Here is a 13,295-nt window from a genome sequence, read left to right as displayed (position 1 = left end):
TATTTCTAGCCGAAACGGAACCGAGAATCTAATGAGTGACTACAAGAATACCCTGAATTTACCTGAAACAGGGTTCCCGATGCGCGGCGATCTGGCTAAGCGTGAACCTGACATGCTGAAACGTTGGTATGAGCAGGATCTGTATGGGATTGTTCGTACGGCCAAGAAAGGTAAAAAGACCTTTATTTTGCACGACGGCCCTCCTTATGCGAACGGCAACATTCACATTGGTCACTCTGTTAACAAAATTCTCAAAGATATTATTGTTAAATCGAAAGGAATGGCTGGCTACGACTCACCTTATATTCCAGGTTGGGACTGCCACGGTCTGCCGATCGAGTTAAAAGTTGAGCAGCTAATTGGTAAGCCGGGCGAGAAAGTTAGTGCTGCGGAGTTCCGTGCTGCCTGCCGTAAGTATGCAGCTGAACAGGTTGAAGGCCAGAAAGCGGACTTTATCCGTCTGGGCGTATTGGGCGATTGGGACCATCCTTATTTGACGATGGATTTCAAAACCGAAGCCAATATCATTCGTGCGTTAAGCAAAATCATTGATAACGGCCACCTGCACAAAGGCGCTAAGCCGGTACATTGGTGTACTGATTGCGGTTCATCATTGGCTGAAGCTGAAGTTGAATATTACGACAAAACCTCACCTTCTATTGATGTGCGTTTTAATGCCGTCGATGCCGCCGCCGTGAGTGCAAAATTTGGCGCAACTCAGGTCAACGGCCCAATTTCACTGGTTATCTGGACTACCACGCCATGGACCCTGCCCGCCAACCGTGCAATTTCGCTGAATGCTGAGTACATCTATCAACTGGTGCAGGTTGACGGCGAATGCCTGATTCTGGCGGAAGATCTGGTTGAGAGTGTTATGAAGCGCGCCGGTATCGCTGAATGGACGGTGTTGGGAAGCTGTAAAGGCGCTGATCTTGAGCTGCTACGTTTTAACCATCCGTTTATGGGCTTTGACGTCCCGGCGATTTTAGGTGATCACGTGACACTGGATGCTGGTACTGGCGCGGTCCACACGGCACCAGGCCATGGCCCAGATGACTTTGTTATCGGTCAAAAATATGGTTTGGAAGTAGCGAATCCGGTTGGTCCGAACGGCTGCTATTTGGCGGGGACTTATCCAACGCTAGATGGTCTGTTTGTGTTTAAAGCCAACGATGTGATCGTTGAGCTGCTGCGCGAGAAAGGCGCACTGCTGAAAGTTGAAAAACTGGTCCACAGCTACCCATGCTGCTGGCGTCACAAAACGCCAATTATCTTCCGTGCTACGCCACAATGGTTTATCAGCATGGATCAGAAAGGTTTGCGTAAGCAGTCACTGGAAGAGATCAAAGGTGTGCAGTGGATCCCAGATTGGGGCCAGGCGCGTATCGAAACCATGGTGGCTAATCGCCCAGATTGGTGTATTTCGCGCCAGCGTACTTGGGGCGTGCCGATGTCTCTGTTTGTGCACAAAGAGACCGAAGCACTTCACCCGCGCAGCACTGAGCTGATGGAAGAAGTGGCCAAACGTGTTGAGCAAGACGGTATTCAAGCATGGTGGGATCTGGATCCTGCTGAGATTTTAGGTGCCGATGCTGCCGATTACATCAAAGTGCCAGACACGCTAGACGTCTGGTTTGACTCGGGTTCAACTCACTCTTCTGTGGTTGACGTGCGCCCAGAGTTTGGTGGCCATAGCCCAGATATGTATCTGGAAGGTTCTGACCAGCACCGTGGTTGGTTTATGTCGTCACTGATGATTGCAACTGCGATGAAGGGCAAAGCGCCTTATCGTCAGGTGCTGACCCACGGCTTCACCGTTGATGGTCAGGGCCGTAAAATGTCTAAATCCATCGGTAACACCATCAGCCCGCAAGATGTGATGAACAAACTGGGTGGCGACATCCTGCGCCTGTGGGTGGCATCGACTGACTACACTGGCGAAATCGCTGTTTCTGACGAAATTCTGAAACGTTCCGCTGACTCCTATCGCCGTATTCGTAACACCGCGCGCTTCTTGCTGGCTAACCTGAATGGTTTTGATCCTGCGCAGCATCAGGTAAAACCCGAAGATATGGTGGTGGTAGATCGCTGGGCCGTGGGCCGTGCTCAAGCCGCTCAAGCCGAGATCATGGCAGCGTATGAAAATTACGATTTCCATTTGGTGGTGCAGCGTTTGATGCAATTCTGCTCGGTTGAGATGGGCTCCTTCTATCTGGATATCATCAAAGACCGCCAGTACACTGCGAAAGGCGACAGCGTAGCCCGCCGTAGCTGCCAGACTGCGCTATTCCATATCGCCGAAGCATTGGTTCGCTGGATGGCACCAATTATGTCCTTCACTGCAGACGAGATCTGGAATCAACTGCCAGGCGAACGTCCGCAATTCGTCTTCACTGAAGAGTGGTATGACGGTCTGTTCGGATTGGCGGGCGATGAAAGCATGAACGATACTTTCTGGGCCGAGCTGCTGAAAGTCCGCGGCGAAGTGAACAAAGTCTTGGAGCAAGCCCGTAGTGATAAACGTATCGGTGGTTCTCTGGAAGCCGCAGTGACCTTATACGCAGAGCCTGAATTGGCTGCGCGTCTGAACAGCTTGCAGGACGAATTGCGCTTTGTGTTGCTGACCTCTGCCGCGAAAGTCGCAGATTATGTCGAAGCTGGTGATGACGCGCTGCAAAGTGAACTGATTACGGGGCTAAAAATTACCTTTAATAAAGCTGACGGTGAGAAGTGTCCACGTTGCTGGCACTACACTCAAGACGTCGGTTTGGTAGCGGAACATGCTGAGCTGTGCGGCCGCTGTGTCACTAACGTTGCCGGTGACGGTGAAGAGCGTAAATTTGCCTAATGAGTAAGCCAATTTGTTCGACCGGATTGCGCTGGCTATGGCTGGCGGTGCTGGTGGTAATTTTGGATCTTGGCAGCAAACAGTGGGTCATGACCCACTTTGCGCTGTATGAGTCTATGCCACTGATTCCTTTTTTCAATATGACTTACGCTCAGAATTATGGCGCGGCATTTAGCTTTCTGGCGGATAAAAGTGGCTGGCAGCGCTGGTTCTTTGCTGGAATAGCCATCGGCATCTCAGTTGTATTGATGGTGATGATGTATCGCTCAACGGCAAAACAACGCCTGATAAACTGTGCTTACGCATTGATTATCGGTGGTGCACTAGGGAATTTATTTGACCGCTTAGTGCATGGCGCAGTGAACGACTTCATCGATTTTTACGTCAATAACTGGCACTTCCCGACGTTCAATCTGGCCGATGTCGCGATCTGCATCGGTGCTGCGTTGGTGATATTTGAAGGCTTCTTGAGTCCGGCTGATAAAACGGCGATTGATAAAGGTGAGTGATATGTCCGAGGTTGTACAAGGCTATCAAGTACAAGATAGCAGTGCCGTACTGGTGCACTTCACTCTGAAGCTGGAAGATGGCTCAACGGCTGAATCAACCCGTATTCACGGGAAGCCAGCGCTGTTCCGTTTAGGTGATGACACTCTTTCTGACGCGCTTGAGCAGCAGTTGATTGGTTTGAAAGTGGGAGATAAGCACACTTTTACCTTACAACCTGAAGATGCGTTTGGTTTGGAAAGTCCTGATCTGGTTCAGTATTTTACTCAACGTGACTTTGCGTTAACCGGGGTGCCAGATGCTGGCACCATCATGCTGTTTACCGCTCGCGATGGCAGTGAAATGCCAGGTGTGGTGCGGGAGGTTGCAGAAGAGTCCATTACTGTTGATTTTAATCACCCGTTGGCAGGGCATGTCGTCAGCTTTGAAATAGAAGTGCTGGAGATTGACCCTCAACAGGAGGCTATCCATGCAGATATTGCTGGCTAATCCACGCGGCTTTTGCGCAGGCGTTGATCGGGCTATCAGTATTGTTGAGCGTGCGATCGAGATGTATGGCGCGCCAATTTATGTGCGGCATGAAGTGGTCCATAACCGCTATGTGGTTGATAGCCTGCGTGAACGCGGGGCTATCTTTATCGAAGAGATCTCTGAGGTGCCTGATGGCTCCATCCTGATTTTTTCGGCCCATGGCGTTTCGCAGGCGGTTCGCGCAGAAGCCCGTGAGCGCAAGCTGACGATGCTGTTTGATGCGACCTGCCCGTTGGTGACTAAGGTGCACATGGAGGTTGCGCGCGCCAGCCGTAAAGGTAAAGAAGCTATCCTGATAGGCCATGCCGGGCATCCGGAAGTCGAAGGGACGATGGGGCAATACAGTAACCCGAAAGGGGGGATGTATCTGGTCGAGTCACCTGATGACGTCTGGGCGCTGAATGTAAAAGACGAGAATAATCTGTGCTTTATGACACAGACGACCTTGTCTGTCGACGACACCTCTGCAGTTATCGATGCCTTACATAAGCGTTTTCCGAAGATTGTCGGCCCGCGTAAAGATGATATCTGCTACGCCACCACCAACCGGCAAGAAGCGGTACGGAATTTGGCGAATGATGCCGATCTGGTGCTGGTGGTTGGCTCGAAAAATTCATCTAACTCCAACCGTTTAGCCGAACTGGCACAGCGCATGGGGAAACCGGCCTACCTGATTGACTCTGCGGTTGATATCCAAGAGTCATGGTTGCAGGGCGCGGCGCGGGTTGGTGTGACGGCTGGCGCATCGGCACCGGATATACTGGTGCAGCAAGTGATTGAGCGCTTGCAAGGGCTTGGCGCGGGCGGTGCCGTTGAACTCAGTGGCCGTGAAGAGAGTATCGTCTTCGAAGTACCCAAAGAATTACGTGTTGATATTAAGCAGATCGATTGACCCCGCTTTTAATTTCTCAGCACGTATTCGTTAAGTGATATCAAGCAGCCCTTAGTGGCTGCTTTTTTTATCAGTAAAACAGCGTTTTTTACTATGATGGCAACCCATATCTGGTAGAACCCATACCCGTGAATGATGGAACATATTGCATCCTAACTGAATGAATATGCGGAATAACAGCAAAATGGCAGATTAAGCGCTATGGCATCAGGGCTGGATGGATTGGGCGCTGCTGGACTAAGGTTAATTAACGCTATTTAAGCTGCTAATTGGTATCGCTGATAAAAGTGAACGTATATCATTTTTTTCTAATACAGATTAAATAGACTGGCAGAGTCCATAATGGGCGGCTAATCTGAACTCTTGTCAGGGTAGATGACACAACATTAGGAGCAATTATGACCAATTCAACTATTCGTATCGCTGTTGTCGGCGCGGGTGGCCGTATGGGCCGGCAACTTATCCAGGCAATTACCCAGACAGATGGCGTTGTATTGGGGGCGGCAGTTGAGCGCGCTGGCTCCACTTTGGTGGGCAGTGATGCTGGCGAGTTGGCCGGAACGGGTTTGTTAGGTATTTCTGTAAGTGATGATTTATCCAAGGTAATTGATCATTTTGATGTGTTGATCGATTTTACTCGGCCAGAAGGTACGCTGGAACATTTAGCCATTTGCCGTCAGCACCGTAAATCTATGGTTATCGGCACAACTGGTTTTGATGATGCAGGTAAGGCGGCCATTAGTGCAGCGGCAGCTGATATTGGCATTGTATTCGCGGCCAACTTCAGTGTTGGGGTGAATGTAGTGCTCAAATTGCTCGAAAAAGCAGCGAAAGTGATGGGCAACTACACCGATATCGAGATTATTGAAGCGCACCACCGACATAAAGTTGATGCGCCTTCAGGGACGGCTCTTGCCATGGGCGAAGCCATTGCCGATTCATTGGGCTGGTCACTGAAAGATCATGCAGTCTATAGTCGTGAAGGTCATACCGGTGAGCGTAAGCCCGGCACCATAGGCTTTGCGACGGTGCGGGCTGGCGATATCGTTGGTGAACATACCGCGATGTTTGCTGATATTGGCGAGCGTGTTGAAATCACGCATAAAGCGACCAGCCGCATGACATTTGCCAATGGTGCGGTTAAGTCTGCTATTTGGATATCTGAGCATGATAATGGTCAGTTTGATATGCGAGATGTACTGAATTTGAATCAACTTTAAAGGTGTAAAGCACAGCCAGTGATGTGGTTGTTTTTATCATAATCATTTGATAATAGGGCAATATTTTATTGTCCTTTTTTATTTTCTAATTAAATAGAGTGTTTTGTAAGTTATTCATTATGTAAACTCTGTTTTTTCATGTTTTCATTTGATTTCCTATCTTTTTATCCTCTCATTAGGCACTGGCACTGATTTTTATCTCCCCAGAAGGATATTTTCCAGTCACTTACCCTCGCAACCGTTTACTATGTTAAGTTAGCATCTGTTTTTGTCGCTATAACCCACTATTTTTGATGAGAACGGCAAAAAATAGAGAAAAAGTGGCATTTTGGCTAGACAAGAGCATCACTCATCATTAAAATGCGCCCAATTTGCCAAAAATTAGCTTTGAGGGCGGTTTTTGCATTGATTTAGATCGCTAGATGTGAATTAATATGCAAATAATGTGACTGTTTATTCCTTGGAGGGTGTTTTGATTAAGTCAGCGCTATTGGTTCTCGAAGACGGAACCCAATTTCACGGTCGGGCCATCGGGGCAGAGGGTACGGCAGTGGGGGAAGTGGTCTTCAATACGTCGATGACCGGTTATCAAGAAATCCTCACTGATCCTTCCTACTCCCGCCAGATCGTTACTCTTACTTATCCTCATATCGGCAATGTCGGCACTAATGCCTCCGATGAAGAATCCTCCGCAGTACACGCCCAAGGTCTTGTTATTCGTGACCTGCCATTAATCGCCAGCAACTACCGCAGTGAAGAAGGCTTAGCTGAGTATCTCAAGCGTCACAACATTGTTGCGATTGCTGATATCGATACCCGTAAGCTGACGCGGTTGCTGCGTGAGAAAGGTGCGCAAAACGGCTGCATTATTGTGGGTGACTTATCTGATGCCGCTTTGGCGTTGGAAAAAGCGAAAGCCTTCCCTGGCTTGAAAGGGATGGATTTGGCGAAAGAAGTGACCACCAAGGATAGCTATGAGTGGCTGCAAGGCAGCTGGACTCTGGAAGATGATCTGCCTGCGGCGAAGCAGCCAGACGATTTGCCCTTCCACGTCGTGGCCTACGATTACGGCGTGAAACGCAATATCCTGCGCATGTTGGTGGATCGCGGTTGCCGCCTGACGGTGGTTCCGGCGCAAACCCCCGCTGAAGACGTTCTAAAGCTAAATCCAGATGGCATTTTCTTGTCCAACGGCCCAGGGGACCCAGAGCCATGCGACTATGCGATCGCGGCGATTAAGCGTTTCCTGGAAACCGATATCCCAGTGTTTGGTATCTGCTTAGGTCACCAATTACTGGCACTGGCCAGTGGCGCAAAAACGGTAAAAATGAAGTTTGGTCACCATGGTGGCAACCATCCAGTGAAAGATTTGGATGCAGATTGCGTGATGATTACTGCACAGAACCACGGTTTCGCTGTAGATGAAACCACATTGCCATCCAACCTGCGTAAGACGCACGTTTCGCTATTTGATGGTTCTCTGCAAGGTATTCACCGTACCGATAAAGCAGCCTTCAGCTTCCAGGGCCACCCAGAAGCCAGCCCTGGGCCGCATGATGCCGCCCCGTTGTTTGATCACTTTATCGAGCTGATTGAAGCTTATCGCGCTACAGCCGCTAGCCATACCCATAAATAATCAGGAGCGATTACCATGCCAAAACGTACAGATATAAAAAGCATCCTGATTCTGGGCGCAGGCCCTATCGTTATCGGCCAGGCTTGTGAGTTTGACTACTCCGGCGCTCAGGCTTGTAAAGCTCTACGTGAAGAGGGTTACCGCGTCATTCTGGTGAACTCAAACCCGGCGACCATCATGACTGACCCAGAGATGGCCGATGCGACCTATATCGAGCCGATCCACTGGGAAGTGGTGCGTAAGATCATCGAAAAAGAGCGCCCAGACGCCGTTTTGCCAACCATGGGTGGTCAAACAGCACTGAACTGCGCGCTGGAACTGGAGCGCCAAGGTGTGCTGGCTGAATTTGGCGTCACCATGATTGGTGCCACCGCCGATGCCATTGATAAAGCGGAAGACCGCCGTCGCTTTGATATCGCGATGAAGAAAATTGGTCTGGATACCGCCCGCTCCGGTATTGCCCATAATATGGAAGAAGCGCTGGCCGTCGCGGCAGATGTGGGCTTCCCTTGCATCATCCGCCCCTCTTTTACCATGGGTGGCACGGGTGGCGGTATTGCTTATAACCGCGAAGAGTTTGAAGAAATTTGTGAGCGCGGTCTGGATTTGTCGCCAACTAAAGAGTTGCTGATCGATGAGTCACTGATTGGCTGGAAAGAGTATGAGATGGAAGTTGTTCGCGATAAAAACGACAACTGTATCATCGTCTGCGCCATCGAAAACTTCGATGCCATGGGTATCCATACCGGTGACTCCATCACTGTAGCTCCTGCTCAAACACTGACCGATAAAGAGTATCAAATCATGCGTAATGCCTCGATGGCAGTACTGCGTGAAATCGGCGTAGAAACTGGCGGTTCTAACGTGCAGTTCTCGGTTAACCCGAAGAATGGCCGTTTGATTGTGATTGAAATGAATCCACGGGTCTCCCGCTCCTCCGCGCTGGCCTCTAAAGCAACGGGCTTCCCAATTGCCAAGATTGCCGCCAAACTGGCAGTGGGTTATACGTTGGATGAGTTGATGAATGACATCACTGGCGGTCGTACCCCAGCCTCCTTCGAACCATCCATTGACTACGTTGTGACCAAGATCCCTCGCTTTAACTTCGAAAAGTTTGCCGGCGCTAATGACCGTCTGACTACGCAGATGAAATCTGTCGGCGAAGTCATGGCTATTGGCCGCACGTTGCAGGAATCACTGCAAAAAGCACTGCGCGGTTTGGAAGTGGGCGCGACCGGTTTTGACCCTAAAGTGAGTTTGGATGATCCTGAAGCGCTGACCAAAATTCGTCGTGAATTGAAAGAAGCGGGTTCTGATCGTATTTGGTACATCGCTGATGCCTTCCGTGCTGGGATGTCGGTTGATGGCGTTTTCAATCTGACCAACGTTGATCGCTGGTTCCTGGTGCAGATTGAAGAGCTGGTTCGCCTGGAAGAGAACGTGGCAGAGTGCGGCATTAATGGCCTGAATGCCGAGTTTATGCGCCAGTTGAAACGCAAAGGTTTTGCCGATGCTCGTCTGGCGAAATTGGTCGGCGCGGCGGAGAGCGAAGTGCGTAAACTGCGCTACAAGCATGGTCTGCATCCTGTCTACAAGCGAGTAGACACCTGTGCTGCGGAGTTCTCTACCGATACTGCCTATATGTACTCGACCTACGAGGAAGAGTGTGAATCCAATCCAACCAGCGATCGTCCAAAAGTGATGGTGCTGGGGGGCGGGCCGAATCGTATTGGCCAAGGGATTGAGTTCGACTATTGCTGCGTGCACGCCTCACTGGCGCTGCGTGAAGATGGTTACGAAACCATTATGGTGAACTGCAACCCAGAAACAGTGTCAACCGACTACGACACCTCTGATCGCCTCTACTTCGAGTCAGTTACACTGGAGGATGTGCTGGAAATCGTGCGTATCGAGAAGCCGCAGGGCGTTATCGTGCAGTATGGTGGCCAGACGCCATTGAAATTGGCCCGTGAGTTGGAAGCGGCTGGTGTGCCAGTGATTGGGACTAGCCCGGATGCTATCGACCGTGCTGAAGACCGTGAACGTTTCCAACAGGCGGTCAATCGTCTGGGCCTGAAACAGCCAGCGAACGCCACTGTTGCCACGATTGAACAGGCCGTAGAGAAAGCGACCGGTCTGGGTTATCCGCTGGTGGTTCGCCCATCCTATGTCTTGGGTGGGCGCGCAATGGAGATAGTGTATGACGAAGTCGACCTGCGCCGTTACTTCCAAAATGCGGTGAGTGTCTCGAACGATGCCCCGGTGCTGCTGGACCGCTTCCTTGATGATGCGGTTGAAGTGGATGTGGATGCCATTTGCGACGGTGAGCGGGTGCTCATCGGCGGCATTATGGAACACATCGAGCAAGCCGGGGTTCACTCCGGTGACTCAGCCTGCTCATTGCCTGCCTACACCCTGAGCAAAGAGATTCAGGATGTGATGCGCCAGCAAGTAGAAAAACTGGCCTTCGAATTGTGTGTTCGTGGCCTGATGAACGTGCAGTTTGCGGTCAAGAACAATGAAGTTTACCTGATTGAAGTTAACCCACGAGCGGCCCGTACCGTACCATTCGTCTCTAAAGCGACCGGTATGCCACTGGCAAAAATTGCCGCGCGCGTGATGGTGGGGCAGTCACTGGCTGAGCAAGGTATCACCGAAGAGATTATTCCGCCTTATTACTCGGTAAAAGAGGTGGTATTGCCGTTTAATAAATTCCCTGGTGTTGACCCGATTTTAGGGCCAGAAATGCGCTCTACCGGTGAAGTCATGGGGGTTGGCCGTACCTTCGCAGAAGCTTTCTCTAAAGCGATGCTGGGCAGTCAATCAGGCATGAAAAAGAGTGGTCGGGCGCTGTTATCGGTTCGTGAGGGTGATAAGCATCGGGTGGTTGATCTGGCGGCAAAACTGCTGAAACAGGGCTTTGAGCTGGATGCGACTCACGGTACTGCGGTGGTGCTGGGCGAAGCAGGGATCAATCCGCGCTTGGTCAACAAGGTGCATGAAGGTCGTCCACACATTCAGGACCGTATTAAGAATGGCGAGTACACCTATATCGTGAATACAACGGCAGGGCGTCAGGCGATTGAAGATTCCAAACTGATCCGCCGTAGTGCTTTGCAATATAAGGTGCACTACGACACCACCTTGAATGGCGGCTTCGCAACGGCAATGGCCTTAAATGCAGACCCAACAGAACAAGTGATTTCAGTGCAAGAGATGCACGCCAAGATTAAGAATATGAAAGGCTAATGTTGGTTGTCATCGAGAATCAATAAAGCGGCAGGGCGATGGAGACATCGCCCTTTTTCATGCTGAGAGATTATAAAATCGTGGGTTTTAGCCTCATAAGCAGTGTTTATTATAAACAGAAGTATTATTCATAAACGATAGTATTGTTTATAAACAACATTGATCTTCACCAATGTTAACCCCCGCCATATTGTGGATAGTAACTTATACCCGTCATACTTTAAGTTGCATGTGCGTTGGCTACGTTCGTTACTCGGCCCATCCATGGACCTCGCCTCTGCGAGGCCACTGCTTGCCGCCTTCCTGTAACTCGAATTATTTAGGGTATTTAGGCAGCGGCTAACAGCCGGTTCAGCTAGCTTAACGCCACTTTGATACCCAAGCCGATCAACAGGCCACCTAGCAATTTATCGACCACTTTTTGCGCTTTTGCCAAACCACGCCGCACTGGCGCACTTTGGATCAGGATCACCAGCAGAGGCCACCAGATCACGGCCAGTACCCAGATGATTGAGGCGTACCACAGTTTTTCACCCACGCCGGAGTTTATCTGCAATATTTGAGTGAAAACAGCGAGGAAGAACAGTGTTGCTTTGGGATTCAATAAGTTGCAAAGATATCCCTGCAAGAATGCGGCTTTCAGCGTGATGGGAGACTGTGTTGCGTTATCAATACTGAGTTTGCTCTCTCCCCGCGACAGCAGGGCCTGGATACCAATCCAAATCAAATAACAGGCGCCGGCATATTTCAGTAGATTGAATAGCCAGGGGGTGGTGGTGATAACCACGGCCAGACCCGCCACGCAGTAAGACATATGTGTCGCTACACCCAAAATGACGCCGAGTGCTGTCATCATGGCTGCGGGGCGGCGATAGCGGGCGGCGTTTTTAATCACCAGAAAAAAATCAGGGCCGGGGGAGATCATCCCTAAAGTAGCAATAGTTGCGACGAATAACGAAGTTTCAAGCATAAGGATTACCGAGTAAGTGTGGTGCGTTCTGGCGATAATAGCGCCACTGGGCACACCTTGCATTATCCTTATTGGTTATCTGTGGTGGTTTGATTGTCGGCAGTGATGGTATTGAGCATTTTTCGTTTACCCTTTTGACGGTTTTTTACTCTTTTGACGGATAGTGATGCACAAATATGAACCTGGAGAATGTAATAAGCAGTGAAGTGCCGCACCAGCAGCAGCGGGAGATTACACGATTGTGCATCAAATGCGCTCTGCTACTGTTGCAACATGGCGCAGAAAGTATGCTGGTTGAGCAGCTATCTGCCCGTTTGGGTATCGCACTGGGAATGGACAGTGTCGAAAGCTCCATCTCAGCCAATGCGGTTGTTTTGACCACCATTAGTCAGGGTAATTGCCTGACCTCTACCCGTAAAAATGCTGACCGCGGTATCAATATGCAGGTGGTCACTGAGGTTCAGCATATTGTCATTTTGGTGGAGCATCATCTGCTGGATGCGAAGGGGGTAGATAAGCGTTTTGAGAATATCAAACCGCTGCGTTATCCGCGCTGGCTGGTGGTTGTGATGGTCGCACTGTCTTGTGGCTGCTTTAGTAAACTCAATGGCGGCGGTTGGGATGCATTTTCCATCGCCTTTATTGCCAGTGGGTTGGCGATGTTTGTGCGCCAAAGTCTGACGGCTCGCCATATGAATCCGCTGATTAATTTCTGCATCACGGCATTTGTCGCGACATCGGCATCTGGCTTATTGATGCGGCTGCCCTTTTTCCATGAGGCATCCAGTGTGGCAATGGCCGCCAGTGTATTGCTCTTGGTCCCCGGTTTCCCGCTGATTAATGCTGTCGCTGATATGTTCAAAGGGCATGTTAATACTGGGTTGGCACGTTGGGCTATGGCCAGTTTGCTCACTCTATCCACTTGTATTGGGGTGATTTTTGCTATGGCGCTTTGGGGATTGCGGGGGTGGTCGTGAGTTTACTCTGGGCGTTACTGCAAGATATGGTGCTGGCCGCCATTCCGGCATTGGGTTTTGCGATGGTGTTTAATGTGCCTGTGCGTGCATTGCGCTACTGCGCACTACTGGGGGCAATTGGTCACGGTTCGCGCATGTTGATGGTTCATTTTGGCATGAATATCGAACTGGCTTCGTTATTGGCCTCGATTATGATTGGTGTCATCGGGATTAACTGGTCACGTTGGTTACTGGCGCACCCCAAAGTTTTCACTGTTGCCGCAGTGATCCCAATGTTCCCTGGGATCTCTGCTTATACCGCGATGATATCAGTGGTGGAGATTTCGCATATGGGTTACACCGAGGCATTGATGTCCACTATGGTGACTAATTTCTTGAAAGCATCATTTATTGTTGGCGCGTTGTCGATTGGTTTATCCTTGCCTGGATTATGGCTATATCGCAAACGTCCTGGTGTATAAGGTT

10 protein-coding genes are annotated in these 13,295 nt (G+C 50.2%); 9 read left to right on the top strand and 1 reads right to left on the bottom strand.

The window, feature by feature from the left end; translation table 11 throughout:
* The first annotated feature begins 31 nt into the window (after positions 1–31).
* The 7 genes from ileS to carB all read left to right on the top strand — a co-directional run bounded on the left by ileS (position 32) and on the right by carB (position 10,883).
* Positions 32–2,848, top strand: a complete 2,817-nt coding sequence (gene ileS / locus AACW11_RS17620; protein WP_212584970.1) for an isoleucine--tRNA ligase — start codon at positions 32–34, stop codon at positions 2,846–2,848.
* On the top strand, positions 2,848–3,357 hold the full coding sequence (gene lspA / locus AACW11_RS17615) for a signal peptidase II (RefSeq protein WP_048619171.1): 510 nt from the start codon (positions 2,848–2,850) through the stop codon (positions 3,355–3,357). Before ileS ends, lspA begins: the two co-directional genes overlap by 1 nt.
* A 1-nt stretch (position 3,358) precedes the next feature.
* On the top strand, positions 3,359–3,844 hold the full coding sequence (gene fkpB / locus AACW11_RS17610; RefSeq protein WP_212584969.1) for an FKBP-type peptidyl-prolyl cis-trans isomerase: 486 nt from the start codon (positions 3,359–3,361) through the stop codon (positions 3,842–3,844).
* Positions 3,825–4,778, top strand: coding sequence for a 4-hydroxy-3-methylbut-2-enyl diphosphate reductase (ispH, locus tag AACW11_RS17605; RefSeq protein WP_212584968.1), 954 nt, complete (start codon positions 3,825–3,827; stop codon positions 4,776–4,778). Before fkpB ends, ispH begins: the two co-directional genes overlap by 20 nt.
* A 398-nt stretch (positions 4,779–5,176) precedes the next feature.
* Complete coding sequence (dapB, locus tag AACW11_RS17600) at positions 5,177–5,998, top strand: 4-hydroxy-tetrahydrodipicolinate reductase (protein ID WP_212584967.1); 822 nt, start codon at positions 5,177–5,179, stop codon at positions 5,996–5,998.
* 472 nt (positions 5,999–6,470) lie between these two features.
* Complete coding sequence (carA, locus tag AACW11_RS17595) at positions 6,471–7,634, top strand: glutamine-hydrolyzing carbamoyl-phosphate synthase small subunit (protein WP_212584966.1); 1,164 nt, start codon at positions 6,471–6,473, stop codon at positions 7,632–7,634.
* A gap of 15 nt (positions 7,635–7,649) precedes the next feature.
* Positions 7,650–10,883 (top strand): carbamoyl-phosphate synthase large subunit, encoded by a 3,234-nt coding sequence (gene carB / locus AACW11_RS17590; protein ID WP_005270612.1) that lies wholly within the window; start codon positions 7,650–7,652, stop codon positions 10,881–10,883.
* A 355-nt stretch (positions 10,884–11,238) separates the two neighbouring features.
* On the opposite strand, the gene AACW11_RS17585 is transcribed toward carB, so the two are convergent.
* Positions 11,239–11,853, bottom strand: a complete 615-nt coding sequence (locus AACW11_RS17585; RefSeq protein ID WP_212584965.1) for a LysE family transporter — start codon at positions 11,851–11,853, stop codon at positions 11,239–11,241.
* A 176-nt stretch (positions 11,854–12,029) separates the two neighbouring features.
* Between AACW11_RS17585 and AACW11_RS17580 the strand changes: the two genes are divergently transcribed.
* A complete protein-coding gene (locus tag AACW11_RS17580) occupies positions 12,030–12,830 on the top strand; it encodes a threonine/serine exporter family protein (RefSeq protein ID WP_212584964.1) in 801 nt (266 codons plus the stop codon).
* Entirely contained in the window at positions 12,827–13,291 is a 465-nt protein-coding gene (locus tag AACW11_RS17575) for a threonine/serine exporter (protein WP_032814552.1), read from the top strand. Before AACW11_RS17580 ends, AACW11_RS17575 begins: the two co-directional genes overlap by 4 nt.
* The last annotated feature ends 4 nt before the right edge of the window (positions 13,292–13,295 follow it).

Source organism: Yersinia sp. Marseille-Q3913 (genome assembly GCF_963892745.1).
In the GTDB taxonomy this organism is placed as follows: Bacteria; Pseudomonadota; Gammaproteobacteria; order Enterobacterales; family Enterobacteriaceae; genus Yersinia; species Yersinia bercovieri.
Note: the sequence above shows the minus strand (reverse complement) of the source record. Positions and strands in the feature narration are given on the sequence as shown.